This window comes from Brucella haematophila, assembly GCF_005938105.1.
GTDB lineage: Bacteria > Pseudomonadota > Alphaproteobacteria > Rhizobiales > Rhizobiaceae > Brucella > Brucella haematophila.
On record NZ_VCPE01000006.1, the window covers coordinates 19,352 to 42,256 of the forward strand.

The window sequence follows — 22,905 nt, forward strand, 5'->3', positions numbered from 1 at the left end:
AAATGGTTAGCAAATAAAAAGCCGGGGCAAACACCCCGGCTTTTTTGATGCGCTTTTATAGCTTCTAAACATCCGCCATCTTCGGCTTTGGCTTTGGGCGGACCCTTGCCACCACCACGACCAGCGCGATGAAGATCAGCCCCGCCGCGACTGCATAGGGCATGCCGGCAAAATCAAACGGTGCGTTCGCTCCGGTAAAATGGCTGAAGAGCTGCGTAAAAAGAAGTGGCCCGATAATCGTCGTGATACTCGAAACGCTGGTCAGCGCGCCCTGCAACTCGCCTTGCGCGGAAGGCGGCACCTTGCCCGCAGCGATACTGCGCAGCGGCGGATCGGCGAGCCCTTCCAGTGCCGTCAGAAAGATGACCGCATAGACCATCCAGCCTTCCCACGCGATGGCATAGCCTGTCAGGCCGAAGCCAGCGAAGAGCACGCCGGTGATAGCCGTTCGCCGTTCGCCCAGAAGCGGCAGCGCACGCGGCAGCACCAGCGCCATCACCACCGCAGTGCCGATACCGAACATGCCGAGCGACAGACCAATCTCCGCTTCGCTCCAATTGTAACGATAGGCGCCGACAAAGGCCCAGACCGACGGATAGACCGCATGTGCCAGCCAGTACAGGAAGAAGACGACCATCACCCAGCCAACACCGGGATAACTGCGCATCTGCTTCAGCGCACCAAGCGGATTGGCACGTCCGATCTGGAAGCTGCGCCTGTTTTGCAGGGACAGCGTTTCCGGCAGCAGGAAGTATGCCAGCACGAAATTGATGAAAGACAGCAACGCCGCGCCATAGAACGGAACACGCGGGCCGAATTCGCCCAGAAGGCCACCCAGAACCGGCCCGAGCGCAAAGCCCACACCGAAGGCAATGCCAATCAGGCCGAAATTGCGCGCGCGATTGCTGTCATCGCTGACATCCGCAATATAGGCCGATGCGGTCGCAAAACTTGCGCCACTGATGCCCGCCAGCACACGGCCAACGAACAGCATCCAGAATGAGGTTGCGAGCGCGCAAATGAGATTGTCGATCGCAAAGGTCAGAATGGAGGCCAGCAGAACGGGCCGCCGTCCGAAACGATCGCTGAGATTGCCGATCAACGGCGCGAACAGAAACTGCATCGCCGCATAGACCAGCAGCAGCCAGCCACCATCGACAGCAGCCGCGCTAACATCTGCGCCGGTCAGTTCTTCCAGATAGGCTGGCAGAACCGGCATGATGATCGCGATCCCGATAATATCGAGAAACAGCGTCATGAAGACCAGCCAAAGGCCCCGCCTTACGAATTTGGGGTCAAGCATTGGAACACCTGAATATGCTCACGCGGATTTGCCGCAGGAAGCATTATGTTTTGATTGTTGGAAAGGATCGCGCGTCATCGCCGCTCAAAGTTGAGCGTCACGCATGATTTGGATAAGGGCCGCGCCGACGCGAAACCTTTATAGGGAAAATTATTCTACGACAAGCCTGCTTGATACGGGTCGACGAAAATGATTCGAACCATCGCACGGCTTGCATAGAAAAAGGCGGCCGAAGCCGCCTTTTATGAAGTGATCAGAGCGGCTTAGATGTCGCCGCTAAATGTATCGCAGGATTCGAGCTTGCCGGTATCGAAGCCGCGCTTGAACCACTTGGCGCGCTGCGCCGATGTGCCATGGTTGAAGCTTTCCGGCACGACGTAACCCTGACTGCGACGCTGCAACGTATCGTCGCCGATCTGGTGGGCAGCATTGAGCGCATCTTCAAGATCGCCCGCTTCCAGAATACCCTTCTGCTGGGTGTAATAACCCCAGATACCGGCAAAGCAGTCGGCCTGAAGCTCGACGCGAACCGACATCTGGTTGGCCTGCACTTCGTTCATCTGCTGGCGCATCTGGTTGAACTTCGGAAGAATGCCGAGCAGGTTCTGGACATGGTGCCCGACTTCATGCGCCAGCACATAGGCCTGCGCAAAGTTACCCGACGCGCCGAAACGATTCGCCAGTTCGTCATAGAAGCTCAAATCGATGTAGAGCTTGCGGTCGCCGGGGCAGTAGAATGGCCCCGACGCAGCAGAGGCAAAACCGCAAGCCGAACGCACCTGCCCGGTGAAAAGAACCATGGTCGGCTTCGTATAGGTCTGGCCGCGCGACTGGAAAATACCGCTCCAGACGTCTTCTGTTTCAGCAAGCACCGTGCGGGCAAACTGGGTCATCTCGTCATTGGCGACTGCCCCGCCCTCGGCAGCCGTGCGGCCGCTGGACTGCTGCTGTTGCGTCTGCACGGACGAGCCCATGCCGCCATCGCCAAACAGAATCGGTATAGGATCGATACCGAAGGCGCGCAGCACAAAGAACATCACGATCAAAATGAGAATGCCGGAAAGCCCGCCGCCACGCACGACCTTGAAGCCCGGTCCGCCACCGCCAAAACCACCGCCTTGTCCGCCTGCATCGCCACCGCCGCCACGCTGGTCTTCCACATTGTCACTCTGCCTACGACCTTGCCAGCGCATACGCCCACTCCCTCAACACCGGCCGCAGCAACCCTGCGCGGCGCATCAATCAATCTCGTATAATTGTCGCATAAAGAGTTGCCACCGCAATATAAAAAGTAAATGGCAAGCCTCATCACAAACGGAGACTCGCCCGCAATATTTGCTTTCGGGAATTTTCCTATCGGATGGCGCGAAACTTGTGCCTTAGAAATGAGCTGCCAAACAGGACCAAGACAATCACCGCCGCGCCTGTGGCGAGGTGGAAAGTGCCCGCATCCGGAAATGCAACCGCATGCATGATGCGCCCCGGCAGGAAGGCAAAGAGCCCAGCCCCGACAGTGCCAAGAAAATAGACCTGTCGCACAATTTTGCGATGCAGGCCGATCTCGCCCTGACGCGCAGCGATCACTGCCCGGATGCATCCGGCGATGACCAGCACAGACAGGATATGTATCGGGCTGAAACCCCAGAACAGGTTGATCTGGTGTATGAAAAAGCTCGTCATCGCGGTGACAACCATCAACGTCATCCATATGCGCCCGAGATATTTGTGCAGGCGCGTGCCCTTGCGGCGCAGGAGAATGAAGGTACCCAGCAAGGCGGCGGGTATGACAGTGGCGACGTGTAGCTGGACAGCAAGCGGTGCGTGGAGAAGCGGCTCGAAATTCATGGCAATGCTCCGGTTGAATTTCGACCTTCCTTCGACAACACTGCGCTCGGCTCAATTGGAATGACGTGGAATGCAGGAAAACTTCGTGGCTGGCGGCATTGTGCAATTCGCGCTTCGTGAAATGACGGTCATTTTGCGCGCGCTTCGCCTCTGGATGACGTTTCTTGTGGTGGTGCTGATCTTCACGATAACGGCTGCACTGGGCACGGGTTCGATGCCCGTCGCCATCCGCTTTTTCTATTGGCTGCTGATCCAGTTTGGCGGCTGGTCTACCGCCATCTTGTTCGCTGTTCTGGCGGATTCCCTGCTGAAACCGTGGGTCGCCAGCACCTTTGCGCGCATGATGACAGGCGCGCTTCTGGCGGCGATTCCCATTGGCCTTTGGGTCGGCCTCGTCGACTACGGTTTCTTGATCAGAACCCCGTCCTTCAAAACGCTCCTCGGCAACATGGCGGTTTCGCTGCCGCTCAGCGCGCTCTTCTGTATCCTTGCCTATCTGACAGTTCGCAAAGACATCGAAACCGTTTCGAACAAAAGCCCCGAAGCTCCCGCTCTGCTCAATCGCCTGCAACCGGGCAATCGCGGCCCGCTGCTGCGTTTGTCGGCGGACGATCATTACACGCAGGTCGTCACCAGCCGGGGCAAGGAACTCATCCTGATCCGCTTTTCCGATGCAGTAAAAGAAATCGGCGAAACGCCGGGTTTACAGATCCACCGCTCGCATTGGGTGGCAGACACTCATGTCGAGGAATTGCAGCGCGTGAATGGCGCGCTCAGCGTCAAAGCACGCGACGGAACACTGCTCCCGGTCAGCCGGTCGAGCCAGAAAGCAGCGCTGGAGCGTTACCGCACCGGTGCGTCACCGCACAAGAAAACTGCGCTCGGCTAAGATTTTTCGTGAATGCCCGCATTTTCTTTGAAATAAGCGTATTTGTGGGGTTCCGCTTTGGGTCATCATTGCCTATAAGGCCCGCTTAGCCCACAGAATTCATACGCTGCCAACCCGCCGGAAAACCGTGCGGGCTTTTCTGGCAGGCTAAGCAGCATGTCACTCGAAAGTGGGAACTGGTTTCGAGACAAAGGCATGCGTAAAACAAGAGCATGATCCCGAAAATGGGAACCGGTTTTCGGATAAGATCATGCGCGCGAAGAAGATAGGATGAGCGCCCATGCCGAAACGTACAGATATCAAATCGATCCTGATTATCGGCGCGGGCCCCATTGTCATCGGCCAGGCTTGCGAGTTCGACTATTCGGGCACTCAGGCCTGTAAGGCGTTGAAAGAGGAAGGCTACCGCATCATCCTCGTCAACTCCAACCCGGCCACGATCATGACCGATCCCGATCTGGCCGACGCGACCTATATCGAGCCGATCACGCCGGAAGTCGTCGCCAAGATCATCGCCAAGGAACGCCCGGACGCGCTTTTGCCGACCATGGGCGGCCAGACCGCGCTGAACACCGCATTGTCGCTGCGCCGCATGGGCGTGCTGGAGCGCTACAATGTCGAGATGATTGGCGCCAATGCCGAGGCCATCGACAAGGCGGAAGATCGCGCGCTGTTCCGTGAAGCCATGGAAAAGATCGGCCTCGATACGCCTGATTCCATGCTCGCCAATGCGACGGAAATCAAGGACGAGGACCGCAAGCGTCACGAAGCCAAGCGCGCGGAAGTCAAGACCCAGTACACCGGCAGCGACCTCGACAAGGCGCTCGACAAGCTCGAAACCGAATGGCAGCTCGGCGAAGTTGACCGCAAGCAGCGCTACATGACGCATGCGCTTGCCAAGGCAGCGCAGGCGCTCGACTTTGTCGGCCTTCCGGCCATCATCCGCCCGAGCTTCACGCTCGGCGGCACCGGCGGCGGCATTGCCTATAACCGTCAGGAATTCTTCGAAATCATCGAGCGCGGTCTGGACGCATCGCCGACGACCGAAGTTCTGATCGAAGAGTCGGTTCTGGGCTGGAAAGAATATGAAATGGAAGTCGTCCGCGACAAGGCGGACAACTGCATCATCATCTGCTCGATCGAAAATCTCGATCCGATGGGCGTGCACACCGGCGACTCGATCACCGTGGCGCCAGCACTGACGCTGACCGACAAAGAATACCAGATCATGCGTAACGCCTCGATTGCGGTGCTGCGCGAGATCGGCGTCGAAACCGGCGGCTCCAACGTGCAGTTCGCGATCAACCCGGCCAATGGCCGCATGATCGTCATCGAAATGAACCCGCGCGTCTCGCGTTCCTCGGCTCTGGCTTCCAAGGCAACCGGCTTCCCGATTGCCAAGGTCGCGGCCAAGCTCGCCGTCGGCTACACGCTGGACGAACTGGACAACGACATCACCGGCGGCGCAACGCCAGCCTCGTTCGAACCGTCGATCGACTATGTCGTCACCAAGATCCCGCGCTTTGCATTCGAAAAGTTCCCCGGCTCCTCGCCGATCCTGACCACCGCCATGAAGTCGGTCGGTGAAGTAATGGCCATTGGCCGTACCTTCCAGGAAAGCTTGCAGAAGGCGCTGCGCGGTCTTGAGACCGGCCTGACCGGCCTTGACGAAATCGCCATTCCGAACATTGAAGAAGGCGACGAGAAGAACGCTATCCGCGCTGCCATCGGCACGCCGACGCCGGATCGTCTGCGCATGGTCGCGCAGGCCATGCGCCTCGGCCTGACCGTCGAGCAGGTGCATGACGCCTCCAAGATCGACCCGTGGTTCCTTGAACAGATCGAAGCCATCGTTTCGACCGAAGCGCGCATCCGCGAACACGGCCTGCCGCAGGACGCTGAAAACCTGCGCATGCTGAAGGCAATGGGCTTCTCCGACGCCCGCCTTGCCAGCCTGACGAACAAGGAAGCGACGGACGTGGCCAAGCTGCGCGCCGATCTCGACGTGCATCCGGTCTACAAGCGTATCGATACCTGCGCTGCCGAATTCGCTTCGCCGACCGCTTACATGTACTCGACCTATGAAACGCCCTTCGTCGGCCAGCCGCGTTCGGAAGCCGAAGTTTCGGATCGCAAGAAGGTCGTCATTCTCGGCGGCGGCCCAAACCGTATTGGTCAGGGCATCGAGTTCGATTATTGCTGCTGCCATGCGGCCTTCGCGCTCGGCGATGCCGATTACGAAGCCATCATGATCAACTGCAACCCGGAAACGGTTTCGACCGATTATGACACCTCGGATCGTCTCTATTTCGAACCGCTGACGGCGGAAGACGTGCTGGAAATCCTGCGCGTTGAAAAAGAAAAGGGCACGCTGCACGGCGTGATCGTCCAGTTCGGTGGCCAGACCCCGCTCAAGCTCGCCAATGCACTTGAAAAGGCTGGCATCCCGATCCTCGGCACCTCGCCGGACGCCATCGACCTTGCGGAAGATCGCGACCGCTTCCAGAAGCTTCTGGTCAAGCTCGACCTGAACCAGCCGAAGAACGGCATTGCCTATTCGGTCGAACAGGCCCGCCTCGTCGCTGCCGACCTCGGCTTCCCGCTGGTCGTTCGCCCGTCTTATGTTCTGGGTGGCCGCGCCATGCAGATCATCCATGACGAGCGCACGCTGCAAGCCTATCTGCTCGACACCGTGCCGGAACTGGTCCCGGAAGACATCAAGGCGAAGTATCCGAACGACAAGACCGGCCAGATCAACACGCTGCTCGGCAAGAACCCGCTTCTGTTCGATACCTACCTGACCCAGGCTATCGAAGTGGACGTCGACTGCCTCTGCGATGGCAAGGACAGCTTTGTCTCGGGCATCATGGAGCATATTGAAGAAGCCGGTATTCACTCGGGCGACAGCGCTTGCTCGCTGCCGGTTCACTCGCTCTCGGCTGAAACCGTTGCTGAACTCGAACGTCAGACGGAAGCACTGGCCAAGGCGCTCAATGTCGGCGGCCTGATGAACGTCCAGTTCGCGATCAAGGACGGCGAAATCTTCATCCTCGAAGTCAACCCACGCGCTTCGCGTACGGTTCCGTTCGTTGCCAAGACCATCGGCACCCCGATTGCCAAGGTCGCTGCCCGCATCATGGCTGGCGAAAGCCTTGAAGACGCGCTCGGCGCTTACGGCGGCAAGCCGCAGGCACCTTCGCGCCCGCACATTGCGGTCAAGGAAGCCGTGTTCCCGTTCGCCCGCTTCCCGGGCGTCGATACGCTGCTCGGACCGGAAATGCGCTCGACAGGCGAAGTCATGGGCCTCGACTACGACTACGCACTGGCTTTCGCCAAGGCGCAGCTTGGTGCTGGCGTGGAACTGCCGCGTGAAGGCACGGTGTTCGTGTCGGTACGCGACGAAGACAAGGAACGCGTTCTGGCGCCTGTGCGCAAGCTCGCAAGCCTCGGCTTCCGCGTCATGGCAACCGGCGGCACGCAGCGTTTCCTCGCTGACAACGGCGTCGAGGCGATCAAGATCAACAAGGTCATCGAAGGCCGTCCGCATGTGGAAGATGCGATCCGCAACCGTCAGATCCATCTGGTCTTCAACACGACCGACAGTGCCAGCGCCGTGTCCGACTCCAAGTCGATCCGCCGCGCAACACTGATGCAGAAGCTGCCTTACTACACCACCATGGCAGGCGCAGAATCTGCGGCCGAAGCCATCGCGGCGCTGAAGGCTGGTTCGCTGGAAGTGCGTCCGTTGCAGGATTACTTCCGCGCATAATCGGCTTTACAGACAAAGAAAAAGCCGCCGGAGCGATCCGGCGGCTTTTTTATGCGCTCTTTAAAGCGGGAATTTCCAGCGGCTTTCCATCGGGGTCTTCTTCCAGATTGACCTGCCGGGAGAAAAGCCCGTTATGCAGATGTGGCTTGCCTAGGTGGATTACCGCAGCTTGCTTCAGCTCATTGTTCAAAATGTCCCGAATGCGATCATAAGCTTCGGCGTCGAGCCCATCCAGCGCGCCATCAATGATGATCCATTGCGGCTCCTGCAAAATGAGTCGGGCGAAGGCGAGGCATTGCCGCTCGTCATCGGTCAGCACCCGCTCCCAGCGCGTGACGTGATCGAGACTGCCGATAAGCCGCGCTAGCCCGGCGCGCTGCAACACCCCTTCCAGCGCTTCTGGCGCGAACTTCTTCAGATCGAACGGATAGACGATCACGCTCTTCAGCGTGCCCGGCGGCAAATAGGGCGCGCGCGGCATGAAGGCGACGCCGTCATTGGCTGGCATACCGATACGCCCATCGCCCCATGGCCACAGGCCGCCCAGCGCCCTGAACAGCAAAGTGCGTTGGGTTTCTGTGCCGCCGGTCACCAGCACCCGATCACCCGGCTTGACCGCAAAGGTGCCTTTCGACAATCGCAGACAGATATCAGGTGCTGCAATCGACACGTCGTCGAGGCTGATTCTGTCGTCCTCGTTGACGGCCAGATCGACTTGACGGTCGAGACGACCCAGCTCATCCATGCGCAGGATCGCCTGCCGGAACGTGGCAACACGAAGCAATGTCGCGCGCCAGTCGGCAATAGCGCCAAAATTATCCACGAACCAGCGCAGCGAACTGTGCACCTGCGTAAAAGCGCCGACCGCCATCATCAGACCGCCGAAGGTCAGTCCACCGGAGAAATAGATCGGCGCGGCAACGAGAATAGGCGCAACGATGGTGAGCCAGCCATACCCGGCAGTCACCCAGGTCAATCGCGTGGTCGCGTAGACGATCTTGCGGATCGCGGCCAGCACGGCATCGATATCCAGATCGAGACGGCGGCGCTCGTCGGCTTCACCGCGCGAAAGGGTGACGGCATCCAGATGCTCGTTGACCCGCATCAGCGAGGCACGGAAATCCGCCTCGCGCGCATAGCGGTTGGCATTGATATTGACGAGGTTGCGCCCGACGATCCATGTCAGCCACGATGCGGAAGCGGCATAGATGATCACCGCCCAGACCATGTAGCCCGGGATCGGGAAGCTGTAGCCGCCGACATGAAAAATGAAGCCGCTCGAAAGCGACCAGAGCACACCGACGAAACTCACCAGAATGACTGTCGATTGCAACAGATTGATGCCGAGATCGCAGGAGGTTTCGGCCAGATGCCGGGCATCTTCATGCAAACGCTGGTCTGGATTGATGCCGATTTCGCCCGCATTGGCCAGCCGGAACGCCCGCCCCGGTGCCAGCCATTGACCGACCAGATCCCGAGCCAGCCCCTCGCGCATCTTCAGCTTGAACATCTGGTTCAGCCATGTCTGCGCGACATTGAGCACCAGCAGGCTGCCAGCAATACCGAAGAAGACCATCAACTGATGGAAGAAGGCCTGCAAATCCTTGCGTGCCAGCGCGTCGTAAAACGGCTCGTTCCAGCGGTTGATCGCAACCTGCCCGATGGCAATCAGCACGATCAGCACAAAAATGCCGGTTCCAAGCGCAATCAGCGCGGTGCGCACCGGCGAACTCCAGAAGGCGCCGGTCATCATGGAGAGCTGCGAGAACAGATCGTTGCCGTCGCGGACCGGCTGACGGGTGAGCAAGCCTTTGATGCCCGTGCGCTGGGACTTCCCGCGCTTGCGGCTCTTTTTCGGCGCACTGCGCTTCGGCTGCTTCTGTTCCGGTTCAGACGTCATACTTTGCCTCACCACATGCCCGTTCGCGAATCCCTGTGACGAAATCGCGGGCAATTCACAACATGCGCATTATGCATATCACGCAAAAGTCAAAGAAACGCGATACCCTGCCGTCCAGAAGCCTACTTTTCCGAGCCCGTCTTTCTGACAGGGTCGAACGGTTACTCCCTAAATACGAGGCTCATGACATTTTCTGCAAAGCACAGTTACTGCACGCAATCGCGGAAAAGGTGGTGTTTTAGATAAAAATTACCTTCCGTTGACGTTAACGCTGCGATTTTTTTAGCAAAATCACAGCCAGACACGCATTCTAGCTCTCTTGTGCTGGTCAACTTTGTCGCATATAGTCCGGCAATCGATTTTTCGGTCGAGTGACTTTGAGACCCGTGCGGCCTGCCGTGCTTCCTGACGATCTCCTGTCCATAAATTCGATCCACAGGGACGTGTGCGGAGCATGCGGACTAAAAATTACTATCGTTACAAAGGACATTCCCATGGCTACGGGAACAGTTAAGTGGTTCAACACGACCAAGGGTTTCGGCTTCATTCAGCCTGACCAGGGCGGCACGGACATTTTCGTTCACATCTCTGCCGTTCAGCGCGCTGGCCTTGCCACGCTCAACGAAGGTCAGAAGGTCTCTTACGAGATCGTGCAGGATCGCCGTTCGGGCCGTTCGTCTGCAGACAACCTCGTCGCAGCCTAATACATTCTGCGGCTGGATGTTCCATCCGGCTTTGCCTGAATGTGGCTCAAAATATTGGAGCGCCGATTTGATCGGCGCTCTAATCATTTGTACTGTTTGAAAACTCTCAAGGCAGCCAGTCAAGCGACACATGCCCCGGATACGCCGCAACGCGCTTAAGCCAGGCCTGGATCGCCGGATATTGCTGCATATCAAAGCCGCCCAGATGCGCCTCATGCGTATAGGCATAGAGCGCGATATCGGCGACCGTATAAACATCACCGACCAGATAAGGCGTCTTTTCGAGCTGCGTTTCCATAACGCCAAGCGCCTTGTTACCACCTTCCAGCAACGCGGCCAGACGTTCCGGCGTCGCCAGTTGCGCCCGTTCCGGATAAAGCCGCAATGCACGGCTGACCGCCACGAAGGGCTCGTGGCTATATTGTTCGAAAAACAACCACTGATAGGCCAGCCCGCGCTCATAGGCGTCAGCGGGCAGAAACGGCGTTCCCTCAGCCAGATAAAGAAGCATGGCGTTCGATTCCGCCAGCAGGCGTCCGTCATCCAGTTCGAGCAAAGGCACCTTGCCATTGGGATTCTTGGTCAGATAGTCCGGCTTGCGCGTAGAGCCGTCCCGCGACGAAACGGTCACGTGGCGAAATGGCTTGCCCAGCAGGGCAAGCAGCAGGCGGGGCTTGTAGCAGTTTCCTGAATCGGGTTGTCCGTAGATGGTCAGCATGGATGTCTCCTGTTTCGCAGCACTATCTCTGCCTGCGATCACGGCATGTCCAATCAGTTTCGTTGAGATATTATGTCAGCAAGACTGATGTATCTGGCACTTTTCGCAACACAATTTCGAGAAAACCCCGAAATGCGGGCGAAATGCCAATCCATCTGTTGCGATTCCCGTGCCGATGCGACATAGAAAATCCGCAAAACTGCACCGTTCCCAGTGCGGTTAACAGAGCCTGCCATTTATGGAGATCTATCATGGCATTTCTCGCCGACGCCCTTTCCCGTGTAAAGCCATCTGCGACCATCGCGGTCAGCCAGAAAGCACGCGAACTGAAAGCCAAAGGCAAGGACGTGATCGGTCTCGGCGCGGGCGAACCCGATTTCGACACGCCGGATAACATCAAGCAGGCCGCCATCGACGCGATCAATCGCGGCGAAACGAAGTACACGCCTGTTGCCGGTATCCTTGAGCTGCGCAAGGCCATCGCCGCCAAGTTCAAGCGTGAAAACGGCCTCGACTACACGCCGGATCAGGTGATCGTCGGCACGGGCGGCAAGCAGATCCTGTTCAACGCTTTCATGGCCACGCTGAACGCTGGCGACGAAGTCATCGTGCCTGCGCCTTACTGGGTCAGCTATCCGGAAATGGTGGCTCTGACTGGCGGCACGCCTGTCATCGTCAACACCAAGATCGAAGACAATTTCAAGCTGACCGCTGCCGATCTGGAAAAGGCCATCACGCCGAAGACCAAGTGGCTGATCTTCAACTCGCCGTCCAACCCGACGGGTGCTGCCTATACGGAAGCCGAGCTGAAGGCACTGACGGACGTTCTCGTGCGTCACCCGCAGGTCTGGATCCTGACCGACGACATGTATGAGCACCTCGTCTATGGCGACTTCGTCTTCACGACGCCTGCCCAGGTCGAGCCGTCGCTTTATGATCGCACCTTGACCATGAACGGCGTTTCCAAGGCCTATGCCATGACCGGCTGGCGCATTGGTTACGCCGCTGGCCCGCTGCAGCTTATCAAGGCCATGGACATGGTGCAGGGTCAGCAGACCTCCGGCGCCTGCTCGATTGCCCAGTGGGCAGCAGTTGAAGCACTCAACGGCACGCAGGACTTCATCCCGAAGAACAAGGAAATCTTCCAGGCTCGTCGCGATCTGGTCGTATCGATGCTCAATCAGGCCAAGGGCATCCAGTGCCCGACGCCAGAAGGCGCGTTCTACGTCTACCCGTCTTGCGCTGGCCTGATCGGCAAGAAGACCGAAGCTGGCAAGGTTATCGAAACCGACGAAGATTTCGTCACCGAGCTGCTTGAAGCAGAAGGCGTTGCCGTGGTTCACGGTTCGGCTTTCGGCCTCGGACCGAACTTCCGCATTTCCTATGCAACGTCCGACGAGCTGCTCGAAGAAGCCTGCAACCGCATTCAGCGCTTCTGCGCTAGCTTGCGCTAATCACTTCGAAACGATGAATGACAAAGGGGCCTCACGGCCCCTTTTTTCGTATCTACACTTTGAATGCAAATCGCGGAGGCCCCTGTCAGAACAGACAGCTGGCACGTAACCGCTATTTGTAGTTTGTTCGGGTTAGCCATCACGGCCAAGAAACAAGCGAAAAGCCAAAAAAAAAGCCAGACAAATGTCTGGCTTTGAGTTTTGAAGGTGCCTTTGAGGCAAACCTCCAGAGGGGAACACTCAGCCCGCGCAAATGGGAGGAGGAAACGCGGCGCTGAGATGAGTGTTATATGCTCCCTGCTCATGATTTTTGCAATGCAACTTTAGCGCAATGCAGCCATGCGTTTACTGCATAGCTCAAACGTGAAATTATTTATTTTAAAATCAATTAGTTAGATGGTAAACACTCGCCAGGAAGCGGTGCACGCTCAAATTTGAGCGCCTACGGAACAGGCATTGATACAACCGAACTGCCTGCAAAATCAGCAAATCATCTTCCGCTGATTCCCCACAGAAGATGTCACCCAACTGTCATCGTGGCGCATCAGGACTGTCACACAAGAGGCATACAAGCCCCCGCAGAAGCCGCTGCATAAGCAAGTAAGCAGCGGCAAACGCGGCCTTTAGAGTGCGTTTCGGATCGATGACATCAAACCGAGCTCTAAGGTGTTGTTAAGAGCCATTATCTCGACGCCAAATATACTTATTTGTCTAAGGAATGCTCTGAACGGCTCCGCTGCGATCATCTCACAAGCCACGAGGGAGCGCGCCCATGCGGATCGTTCAAATCACCGACACCCATCTCAGCCCGATCAAGACGCATTTCAACCCGAACTGGGAACCGCTGGTGGCTTGGGTCGAGCAGCAGAAGCCGGACCTCATCATTCATACCGGCGATCTTGCCGTTGACGGCGCCGATATCGAAGCCGATCTCGAATTCTGCCGCAGCTGTTTCGAACAGCTCTCCGCTCCGGTTCTCAGTGTGCCCGGCAATCACGACATCGGCCATCTGCCGGAAAGCCACCAGCCGGTCAATGCCGAGCGCCTTGCGCGCTGGCAGCGCCATATCGGCCCCGACCGCTGGGCCAAGGATCTCGGCGAATGGCTGATCGTCGGCCTCAATAGCCTGATCATCGGCACCGGCAGTGAGGAAGAGGAAGAACAGTTCCAGTGGTTGGAAAACGTGCTGGAAAACGCCGACGGCAAACCGGTCGCCGTCTTCGCGCATAAGCCGCTCTTTGTCGATGATCCGGAAGAAGGCGACAGCGGCTATTGGGGCATTCGCCCGGTGGCACGCCAACGTCTCTATGATCTCTTCGCGCAATATAACGTGCAGCTTCACGCCAGCGGCCACCTGCACCGCGCATGGAAGGGCGAAGCTTTCGGCACCAGCTATGTCTGGGGACCCGCCGCAGCCTTTATCGTCGGGGCCATGGAACGCGACCTGCCGGGCGAGCGTATTCTCGGCGCTGTCGTGCACGAACTCGGCGAAACGGCGACGAGCACTATCGTCCGCATTGAAGAACTGACGCCTTACGTGATCGACGACGTGGTGCATGAAGTCTATCCGCATCATAGCGGCGACGGCGAAAAGGTCAGCGAAGAGGCAAGCCAATGAGCACGCTGGCCATTCGCGATATCGGGAAGTCCTATGGCGGCAACCGCATTCTGGACGGCATCAGCATCGACGTGGCGGAGGGCGAATTCATCGCCCTCGTTGGCCCGTCGGGCTGCGGAAAGAGTACGCTTTTGCGTATTCTTGCCGGTCTTGATCATGCCGACGAAGGCGATGTTTCTCTTGCAGGCCGCGACATCACTGGCGCGCATCCAGCCGACCGCAATATCGCGATGGTCTTCCAATCCTACGCTTTGTACCCGCATCTGACCGCGGCGCAGAACATCGCCGTACCGCTGGCCATGCGCGATATGACCACGGCTGAACGCCTGCCCTTCGTTGGACCGTTGGTTCCCGGCCAGCGCGCCAAGCGCGCCGCGATCCAGAAGCAGGTGAAAACCACAGCCGCCAGCCTGAAAATCGATCATCTTCTCGACCGCAAGCCCGGCCAGATGTCGGGCGGCCAGCGCCAGCGCGTCGCGCTTGCTCGTGCACTTGTGCGCCAGCCCGGCGTTTTCCTTATGGATGAACCGCTGTCCAATCTCGATGCCAATCTGCGCGTTCATACCCGCGCCGAGATCGTCGATCTGCATCGCCGCGCCGGTGTTCCGACGATCTATGTAACGCATGATCAGGCTGAAGCGCTCAGCATGGCCGACCGTGTGGCTGTCATGATGGGCGGCAAGCTGCTGCAAATCGATACGCCGACCGCGATCTATAACGACCCGCGCCATATCGAGGTGGCCCAGTTCATTGGCACGCCGCGCATCAACATTCTGGACGCTCTCGTCAGCGATCAGGGCAGCGTTCATTTCGCTGGCCGTCCCATTCTTCAGAACGTCGCTGCCTATGCGGGCACAACGATCCGCGTCGGCATTCGCCCGGAACATTTCCGGCTGCTGCCGCATGACAAGACCGGAATCACCGGGACAGTGTCACGCATCGAGTTTCTCGGTTCCGAAGTGCTCGTCTATGTGAAAGCGCCAGGCTCGGTGCAGGAACTGATCGTCAAGCTCGATCCGGTCAAGGCTGACCATATCGCGCCCGGATTGCCAGTTGGCCTGCATTTCGATGCAGATAACGCCTATCTCTTTGGGGATGACGGCGCACGTCTGCGCCAGCCCGCCGGGAATGTTGTGACCATCGCTCCGGTGGAAAAGGCAGTGGCTCATGTCTGACATCGCCCTTGCCCGGCCCGGCGCAATCAGCGCCCGCACTGCCGCCAAAAACGCGCAGCGGCGCGAAGAGCGACTGGCCTGGAAACTCGCTTCGCCAGCCATTCTCCTGACAGTGCTTCTGATCCTTCTGCCGACCGCAGCTGTTGTCTTCTGGAGCTTTACCAATTTTGAGCTTGGCTATGCCGGTTTCGAATTCATCGGCCTCGACAACTATGTCGAGCTGTTCAGCGACCGGACCTTCCTCATTTCCTTGAAGAACACAGCGATTTATACGGCTATTGTCGCACCGGCTTCAGTGTTTCTCGGCCTTGGCGTCGCGATCCTCATTGAAGGTGAAGTGCGCGGAAAGTCATTCTTCCGCACCGTGTATTTTCTGCCAGTTGCCTCGCTGCTCGTTGCCATGGCGACTGTCTGGCAATATCTGCTCCATCCCACGCTTGGCCCCGTCAATGCGCTGCTCGGCATGATCGGCATTACCGGCCCCAACTGGCTTGGTTCAAGCGATACGGCACTGATCAGCCTTGCGCTGATCGGCGTCTGGCAAAGCGTCGGCTTCAACATGGTGCTGTTTCTGGCTGGCCTCACTGCCATTCCGCGCGAGCTTTATTCTGCTGCTGAAGTGGATGGCGTGAAAAGCAGCTGGGAACGCTTCCGCCTTGTCACCTGGCCCTTGCTTGGACCGACGACGCTGTTTGTCACAACGATCAGCATCATCAATGCCGTCAAGGTTTTCGAAACCGTCAAAACGCTCACCGAAGGCGGTCCGAACAAGGCTACCGAAGTCCTGCTCTGGACCATCTATCAGGAAGGTTTCGTCTTCCTCCGCGTCGGTTACGCCTCGGCCATGACCGTGATTTTCCTCGCCGTGCTGATTGTCCTGATGCTGCTCCAGTTCCGTGTGCTGGACCGCCGCACGCATTATTGAGGAGACCTCCCATGTCACTCGCCCGTTCGTTTCGCCTCGGTCTTCTCTCCTTTGGCGCGCTGCTTTTCCTCGCACCCTACATCTTCATGCTGTCCACCGCAGCCAAGTCGCAGCAGGACATTTTCTCGTCGTCGCTGTCGCTGATCCCGCATAACTGGGCGCTTTGGGACAATGTCACCAAAGCCCTCACCCGCGTGCCCATGGGGCTGCTGCTGTTCAACGGCGTCATCGTCTGCGGACTGGTGCTGGTGGTGCAGGTCGTGATCGCCATTCCATGCGCCTATGCCATGGCGAAACTCAACTTTCGCGGCCAGCGCGCCATGATGGTTCTCGTCATGCTGGGGCTGCTGGTTCCGATCCACGCAACTGCACTGCCTTTCTATGTCGGCTTTAACCAGCTTGGCGTTCTGAACAGCTATTTTGCACTCAGCGCACCGTTCTTCATCTCGGTGTTCGGCATATTCCTGTTCCTGCAATTCTTCCGCGCCATGCCCGATGATCTCATCAGCGCCGCCCGCCTCGACGGCATGTCGGAAGCAGGCATCGTCATGCGTGTGATCGTGCCGAACGCATGGCCCGCCATCACCGCCTTCTCCATCTTTTCCGTGGTCGCACACTGGAACGACCTGTTCTGGCCGCTGATCGTCGTCAACGGGATGGAACGCGCCACGCCGCCGCTCGGCCTGCTCTACTTCCGCGCTGCAGAAGCCGGTGACGACTACGGCGCACTGATGGCCGCGACGCTCATCATCACCTTGCCCCTGCTGCTGGCATTCCTTGCCGCCCAGCGCCGCTTCATCGAGGGCATCACCCTTACCGGCCTCAAAGGCTGACCTCTTACGCCTATCCCACTCACAGGAGTTGATCATGAAACGCCTTGCAAGCGCACTTGGTGCCCTCGCTACCCTGACCCTCGCCACCGGCCTTGGCTCGCCAGCCTTTGCCGACACCACCCTCAACGTGCATTATCCGATGCCCGGCTTCTTCAAGGATGTCATGGCCGACATCTCCAAGAAGTTCATGGAAGAAAATCCGGACATCAAGATCAACTTCGTCAGCCCTTCCGCCACCTATGAGGAAGGCATCCAGACGATCATGCGTCAGGCTGGCACGTCGGAAATGCCGGACATCACCTTCACCGGCCTCAACCGTCTGCGCGTTCTTGCCGAACGTAATATCGGCGTCGACATGAAGCCGCTGGTCGACAAGGAAAAGGATATGGAAGCCCAGGGCTTCACCGATCATATCCTCAAGCTTGCCCGCGTCGGCGACCGTCAGGTTGGCCTTGCTTTCGCAACCTCCAACCCGATCATGTACTACAATGCCGATCTCGTGCGTGCAGCCGGTGGTAACCCCGACACGCCGCCCACCACCTGGGACGAAGTGATCGCGCTCGGCGGCAAGATCAAGGCGCTCGGCAACGGCAATGAAGGCATCGACTTCCGCTGGCAGGGCGACGACTGGATGTTCTCGGCACTTCTGTTCGGCGCAGGCGGTACCATGCTGACCGAAGACGAAAAGAAGGTCGCCTTCGACGGACCGGAAGGCCTTGCAGCGCTGAAGCTCGTTGACCGCATGGTCAAGGAAGGCGGCATGCCGGTTCTGACCAAGGCAGCTGGCGAACAGGCTTTTGCCGCTGGCAAGGTGGGCTTTGCCTTCCAGACCACCGGCGCATTGCGCAACACGATCAAGAATGTCGGCGACAAATTTGATATGCGCACCGCAAAGATCCCGCTCATCAACCCGGAAAAGGGTCGTCTGCCGACGGGCGGCAATGCGGTTGTGATCCTCACCGAAGACCAGTCGAAGGTCGATGCCGCGTGGAAATTCGCCAAGTTCGCTGCTGGCCCTTACGGCGCTTCGGTTGTGGTTCCGGGCACCGGCTACGTGCCGAACAACGATCTGGCCGCCAAGTCGGATGAATATCTCGGCAAATTCTACGAAGAAAACCCGCTCTTCAAGGCTGGTCTCAGCCAGATGTCGATCATGGTGCCTTGGTATGCCTTCCCCGGCTCCAACGGCGTGAAGGTGACGCAGACCATCGTTGACGGTCTCTCCCGTCTGGTCGAACAGTCCGCCACCCCGGAAGACGTGCTCGCCGACACCGCCAAGGACGTGCAGCGTCTCCTTCCGCGCAAGTAACAGCGCAAGCGCCTTCCGCCCCGCCCTGAGGCGCGGAGCGGCGCTAAGGCTCCCTCGCCCTTCGAGACGCCGCCTTCGGCGACTCCTCAGGATGAGGGAGCGTAGGAAGCGGCCCTGCCTTAATGGCTGGCAAGCACCTCGCCCAGACACACCATAAACAAAGGCCGCGCTGGGTGCACCAGCGCGGCCTTTGCGTTTTCATACGGATGGGATCAATAGGTCCAGTTGCACGCCTTGGAGAACAGGAAGTCTCTGAACGCATGCAGTTTGGCGGAATTCTTCAATGCTTCCGGGTAGCAGAAGAACGTATCGAAGGACGGAATTTCCTCCAGTTCCGGCACGAGCTGCACCAGACCGGATTCCTTGTCGGCCATATAATCCGGCAGCACGGCAATGCCGACGCCCCGCTGTACGGCGCGGCGCACCGACAGAAGATTATTGACCTGCAAGGCAGGAATGCGCGTGCTGCCATCGGTGCGGCCTGCAACTTCCAGCCAGTTTAAACCGGTCAGATAGCTTGGTGCCGGTTCGCCGAATGTCACGATACGATGCTGGTCGATCTCATCGATCGAGTTCAGCTTGCCATATTTCGAGACATAGCCTGCCGATGCGTAAAGATGCATATGCACCGTGAACAGGCGGCGCTGAATCAGGTCCGGCTGCTGCGGTTGGCGCAGACGCAAGGCGCAGTCTGCGTGACGCATGGTCAGATCCAGTTCCTCATTATCGAGGATCAGCTGAAGCTGGATATCCGGATAAAGCTCAACGAATTCCTGGATACGCTCGATCAGCCAGCCGGAGCCAAGGCCTACCGTTGTGGTGACGCGCAAACGTCCCGTCGGCTTTTCCTTGCTTTCGGCCAGTTTGGAGCGAACATTTTCCAGCTTCATCAACACGTCATGCGCCGTGCGATAAAGCGTTTCGCCCTGTTCCGTCAGAATCAGCCCGCGCGCGTGGCGGTGGAACAGCGGCACGCCGACATCCTGTTCCAGCGCACTGACCTGACGCGAAATAGCCGATTGCGACAAATGCAATGTCTGCGCGGCATGGGTGAACGACCCAGCTTCTGCCGCAGCATGAAAAATGCGCAGTTTATCCCAGTCGAGCGGTGCGACCACGATTTCCCCCTCGTTACTCCGCCGCTTCGTGCAGCGGTTCCTGTGCGGCCAGCCAGCGCTCGGCTTCGAGCGCTGCCATGCAGCCCATACCGGCGGCGGTCACAGCCTGCCGGTAAATATCGTCGGTGACGTCGCCAGCGGCATAAATACCCGGAACATCGGTGGCGGTGGAATCGGGCGCGGTCCACAGATAGCCGTTTGGCTTCTGCTTCAGCTTGCCTTCGAACAGCGACACGGCAGGCGCATGGCCGATGGCGACAAAAACGCCATGCGTGTCGACTTCCTTGGTCTCACCCGTCACAACATTCTTCAAACGCACGCCGGTAACGGTCGCGCCCATTGGCGGCTTGGCCTCAGTGCCCAGAATTTCGTCGATCACGCTGTTCCAGACCACGCTGACATTGGCCCGCGACAGGAGACGATCCTGCATGATCTTTTCCGCGCGGAAACCGTCGCGGCGATGCACAACGGTCACGCTCTTGGCGATATGCGACAGGTAAAGCGCTTCTTCGACAGCCGTATTGCCGCCGCCGACCACAACCACATCCTTGCCGCGATAGAAGAAGCCATCGCAGGTGGCGCAAGCCGAAACGCCGCCGCCCATGAAGGTCTGTTCGCTGTCGAGGCCAAGCCACTTGGCCTGCGCGCCCGTCGCGATGATCAGCGCGTCACAGGTATAGACCGCGCCGGAATCGGCCTTCAGGCGGAACGGACGCACCGTGGTTTCAACCTCGGTGATGATGTCATGAACGATTTCCGCGCCGACATGTTCTGCCTGCTTGGCCATCTGTTCCATCATCCATGGACCCTGCACCGGTTCGGCATAGCCCGGATAATTCTCCACATCGGTGGTGATCATCAACTGACCGCCCTGCTGCAAACCAGCAATGACGATGGGCTTCAACATGGCGCGCGCTGCGTAAATCGCGGCGGTGTAACCAGCAGGACCTGAGCCAATGACAATGACGGGCGCATGACGCTGAGACATGAGGTTCCTCTCCGGTCCTAAAATCGATTTAAAGCAACGGGCGCTTGTCGTACCGGAATCGCTTTCGCACCCGGCATATCTGTGCCCTGTTATTATGGCCAAGGTAGGTCTGCCCATTTCCGTTTGCAAGGTTTGACGGGCATTTGCTGCGCTTTAGCCACAGCTTGTGACACTTGAGGGATCGGAAGCGCCTCCCCGCATTGCGACCGGGTCAATCTCACGTTAAACAGACAGGAAAAACAACGCCCAACTGTCCGCAAATCGCTTCACAAACGGCCGGAGACGACCGCCATTTATAAGACAGTCGCTAATATCTGCGCGCGCTTCGGCCTCATCATGGCGGTCGCCATGCTCCTGCCTGCCGCAATCGACTTGCGCGACGGCAGCGACGACTGGCTGATCTTCGTGCGTTCGGCCGCAGCCACCGGCGCGCTTTCCGCGTTGATCCTGTTTGCGACGCAGAACCAGACGACCCGCTTCACGCCGCGCCTCGGCTTTCTGCTGACAGTCTGCATCTGGCTGACCGCAGCTTTCCTCGGCTCGGTACCGCTTTATTTCTCGCATCTGCCGATCAGTTACGCCACTGCCTTTTTCGAAGCTATGTCCGGCGTGACCTCCACCGGCGCAACCGCGCTGACCGGCCTCGACAATATGCAGCGCGGCATTCTGCTCTGGCGCTCTCTTCTCTGCTGGATCGGGGGCATCGGCTTCATCGGCTTGGCGCTTCTGATGCTTCCATCGCTGCGTGCTGGCGGTCTCGCGCTCTTCCACATGGAAAATTCCGACAAGTCGGAAAAGATTCTGCCCCGCATGAACCAGATCGCGCTGGGCATTATTCTTGCCTATCTGAGCCTGACGGCTGCCTGCATCATCAGCTATTTCATGGTCGGAATGAGCATGTTCGACGCCATCAATCACGGTCTGACGACCGTGGCCACGGCTGGCTTTTCGACGCATGACAACTCGATCGGTTTTTACCACGGCAACCGCCTGCTGCTGGTCGTCGCGACAATATTCATGATGCTCTCCGCCCTGCCCTTCGTGCTCTATATCAAGGCTTTCATGCCCAAGCGGCTGGAATCGCTGGCCGATCCGCAGGTCAAACTGTTCTTCACCATCGTCATTGGTTTCAGCCTCATCCTGGCCATTGTCTTGCGGCTCGGCTCAAACGTGCCCTTTGGCGATGCACTGATTTCGGCCTCGTTCCACTTCGTGTCCGTCATCACGACCACTGGCTATGCGACGGAAGACTATTCGCTCTGGGGCCCGCCTGCCCTTGGCATTTTCTTTCTCGCTTCGTTTCTCGGAAGCTGCGCGGGTTCTACATCCGGCGGTATCAAGATGAACCGCCTCATCATCCTGTGGAGCCTGACACAGGCCAGCCTTTCCCGCCTCATCGTGCCGCATGCGGTCACCAAGATGCGCTACGGTTCATCGGAGATTTCGGGCGAGATCGCCCAGAACGTGCTCCTGTATCTTTTCCTCTATTGTGCTTCGCTGGTGATTGGCGCGGTGCTTCTGGCGTCACTCGGCCTCGACTTCGTATCGGCCTTCACCGGTGCACTGACCGCCCTGTCCAATATTGGCCCCGGCCTTGGTGAAACAATCGGTCCGGTTGGCAATTTTTCCACCATCCATGACCCGGCTCTCTGGGTCCTGTCCTTCCTGATGCTGGCAGGACGACTGGAGCTTGTGACCGTATATATCCTGTTCACACGCGCTTTTTGGGTGCGTTGACAGAGCTTTAGACGGTTTACACGCCACGGATTCATTTGATATTAGCATGATTAGATTGCGCCGCGACGGCGCCGTATATTCTATAATTACGCTCGAATGAAATTTCCTTGCGCGCGGAGTCATGCATGCCGATCAAGGCCGATCTGGACGAAATCGATTGGAAAATCCTGCGGGAGCTCCAGAACAACGGGCGCATCACCAATGTCGAGCTGGCCGAACGGGTTGGCATTTCGGCTCCTCCGTGCCTTCGCCGGGTCCGTAAACTCGAGGAAAGCGGCGTCATTCGGGGCTATCGCGCCATTCTCAACGGCAATGCGCTTGGACAGGATCTGGTCGCGTTCTGCTCGGTCGGCCTGCACCGTCAGGCTGATGCCGATCTGAAGGCTTTTGCTGAGAAAACCAAGCAGTGGCCGCTGGTACGCCGCGCATGGATGGTTTCGGGCGAGTCCGACTTCCTGCTTCATTGCGTTGCGCGCGATCTGAACACGTTCCAGACCTTCGTCATCGAGGAACTGACCGCAGCGCCGAATGTGGACTCTGTCCGCACCGCGCTGACCATTCGTCCGGTCAAGGACGAACCGCTGATGATTCTCTGAACACCGCGACCTTTAGTGTCTGAA

Annotated in this window: 18 protein-coding genes; 11 read left to right on the top strand and 7 right to left on the bottom strand. The window is 58.3% G+C overall.

The features are described 5' to 3' along the window. Positions 1-64 precede the first annotated feature (64 nt). From FGI60_RS11000 to FGI60_RS11010, 3 genes are all read right to left on the bottom strand, one after another. Complete coding sequence (locus tag FGI60_RS11000) at positions 65-1,303, bottom strand: TCR/Tet family MFS transporter (RefSeq protein WP_138785219.1); 1,239 nt, start codon at positions 1,301-1,303, stop codon at positions 65-67. 263 nt (positions 1,304-1,566) lie between these two features. Further along, on the bottom strand, positions 1,567-2,496 hold the full coding sequence (gene ypfJ, locus FGI60_RS11005) for a KPN_02809 family neutral zinc metallopeptidase (protein WP_138785220.1): 930 nt from the start codon (positions 2,494-2,496) through the stop codon (positions 1,567-1,569). A gap of 160 nt (positions 2,497-2,656) precedes the next feature. Continuing rightward, a complete protein-coding gene (locus FGI60_RS11010) occupies positions 2,657-3,148 on the bottom strand; it encodes a DUF2306 domain-containing protein (protein ID WP_138785221.1) in 492 nt (163 codons plus the stop codon). Positions 3,149-3,218: 70 nt separating this feature from the next. Between FGI60_RS11010 and FGI60_RS11015 the strand changes: the two genes are divergently transcribed. Continuing rightward, positions 3,219-4,037: a LytTR family DNA-binding domain-containing protein gene (locus FGI60_RS11015; protein ID WP_138785222.1), complete on the top strand. Its 819-nt coding sequence runs from the start codon at positions 3,219-3,221 to the stop codon at positions 4,035-4,037. A 280-nt stretch (positions 4,038-4,317) separates the two neighbouring features. Then, entirely contained in the window at positions 4,318-7,806 is a 3,489-nt protein-coding gene (carB, locus tag FGI60_RS11020; RefSeq protein WP_138785223.1) for a carbamoyl-phosphate synthase large subunit, read from the top strand. Between the two features lie 49 nt (positions 7,807-7,855). On the opposite strand, the gene FGI60_RS11025 is transcribed toward carB, so the two are convergent. Beyond that, a complete protein-coding gene (locus FGI60_RS11025; protein WP_138785224.1) occupies positions 7,856-9,706 on the bottom strand; it encodes an ABC transporter ATP-binding protein/permease in 1,851 nt (616 codons plus the stop codon). A 494-nt stretch (positions 9,707-10,200) separates the two neighbouring features. Here FGI60_RS11025 and FGI60_RS11030 point away from each other — a divergent pair, with 494 nt between their 5' ends. Beyond that, on the top strand, positions 10,201-10,410 hold the full coding sequence (locus FGI60_RS11030) for a cold-shock protein (protein WP_078338706.1): 210 nt from the start codon (positions 10,201-10,203) through the stop codon (positions 10,408-10,410). A gap of 106 nt (positions 10,411-10,516) precedes the next feature. On the opposite strand, the gene FGI60_RS11035 is transcribed toward FGI60_RS11030, so the two are convergent. Beyond that, entirely contained in the window at positions 10,517-11,128 is a 612-nt protein-coding gene (locus FGI60_RS11035; RefSeq protein ID WP_138785225.1) for a glutathione S-transferase family protein, read from the bottom strand. Positions 11,129-11,379: 251 nt separating this feature from the next. Here FGI60_RS11035 and FGI60_RS11040 point away from each other — a divergent pair, with 251 nt between their 5' ends. The 6 genes from FGI60_RS11040 (at position 11,380) to FGI60_RS11065 (ending at position 18,442) form a co-directional block, all read left to right on the top strand. Next, complete coding sequence (locus FGI60_RS11040; RefSeq protein ID WP_138785226.1) at positions 11,380-12,582, top strand: pyridoxal phosphate-dependent aminotransferase; 1,203 nt, start codon at positions 11,380-11,382, stop codon at positions 12,580-12,582. 772 nt (positions 12,583-13,354) lie between these two features. After that, the gene (locus FGI60_RS11045; RefSeq protein ID WP_138785227.1) at positions 13,355-14,200 is read left to right on the top strand and encodes a metallophosphoesterase family protein; all 846 of its coding nucleotides are present in this window, start codon (positions 13,355-13,357) and stop codon (positions 14,198-14,200) included. Further along, complete coding sequence (locus FGI60_RS11050) at positions 14,197-15,375, top strand: ABC transporter ATP-binding protein (RefSeq protein ID WP_078338711.1); 1,179 nt, start codon at positions 14,197-14,199, stop codon at positions 15,373-15,375. Before FGI60_RS11045 ends, FGI60_RS11050 begins: the two co-directional genes overlap by 4 nt. Beyond that, positions 15,368-16,300, top strand: coding sequence for a carbohydrate ABC transporter permease (locus FGI60_RS11055; protein WP_113533526.1), 933 nt, complete (start codon positions 15,368-15,370; stop codon positions 16,298-16,300). The genes FGI60_RS11050 and FGI60_RS11055 overlap by 8 nt, the downstream gene beginning before the upstream one ends. Before the next feature lie 11 nt (positions 16,301-16,311). Continuing rightward, a complete protein-coding gene (locus FGI60_RS11060; protein WP_138785228.1) occupies positions 16,312-17,133 on the top strand; it encodes a carbohydrate ABC transporter permease in 822 nt (273 codons plus the stop codon). 34 nt (positions 17,134-17,167) lie between these two features. After that, entirely contained in the window at positions 17,168-18,442 is a 1,275-nt protein-coding gene (locus FGI60_RS11065) for an ABC transporter substrate-binding protein (protein WP_138785229.1), read from the top strand. 212 nt (positions 18,443-18,654) lie between these two features. Here FGI60_RS11065 and FGI60_RS11070 read toward each other — a convergent pair whose 3' ends face one another. Continuing rightward, positions 18,655-19,560: a LysR family transcriptional regulator gene (locus FGI60_RS11070; protein WP_138785230.1), complete on the bottom strand. Its 906-nt coding sequence runs from the start codon at positions 19,558-19,560 to the stop codon at positions 18,655-18,657. Positions 19,561-19,573: 13 nt separating this feature from the next. Beyond that, positions 19,574-20,548, bottom strand: a complete 975-nt coding sequence (gene trxB / locus FGI60_RS11075; RefSeq protein ID WP_138785231.1) for a thioredoxin-disulfide reductase — start codon at positions 20,546-20,548, stop codon at positions 19,574-19,576. Between the two features lie 336 nt (positions 20,549-20,884). Between trxB and FGI60_RS11080 the strand changes: the two genes are divergently transcribed. Both FGI60_RS11080 and FGI60_RS11085 read left to right on the top strand, forming a co-directional pair. Next, positions 20,885-22,285 carry a TrkH family potassium uptake protein gene (locus tag FGI60_RS11080; protein WP_138785232.1) on the top strand — a complete coding sequence of 467 codons (1,401 nt, stop codon included), beginning with the start codon at positions 20,885-20,887 and terminating at the stop codon, positions 22,283-22,285. A 125-nt stretch (positions 22,286-22,410) separates the two neighbouring features. Further along, positions 22,411-22,881, top strand: a complete 471-nt coding sequence (locus FGI60_RS11085; protein WP_095447076.1) for an Lrp/AsnC family transcriptional regulator — start codon at positions 22,411-22,413, stop codon at positions 22,879-22,881. Positions 22,882-22,905 lie beyond the last annotated feature (24 nt).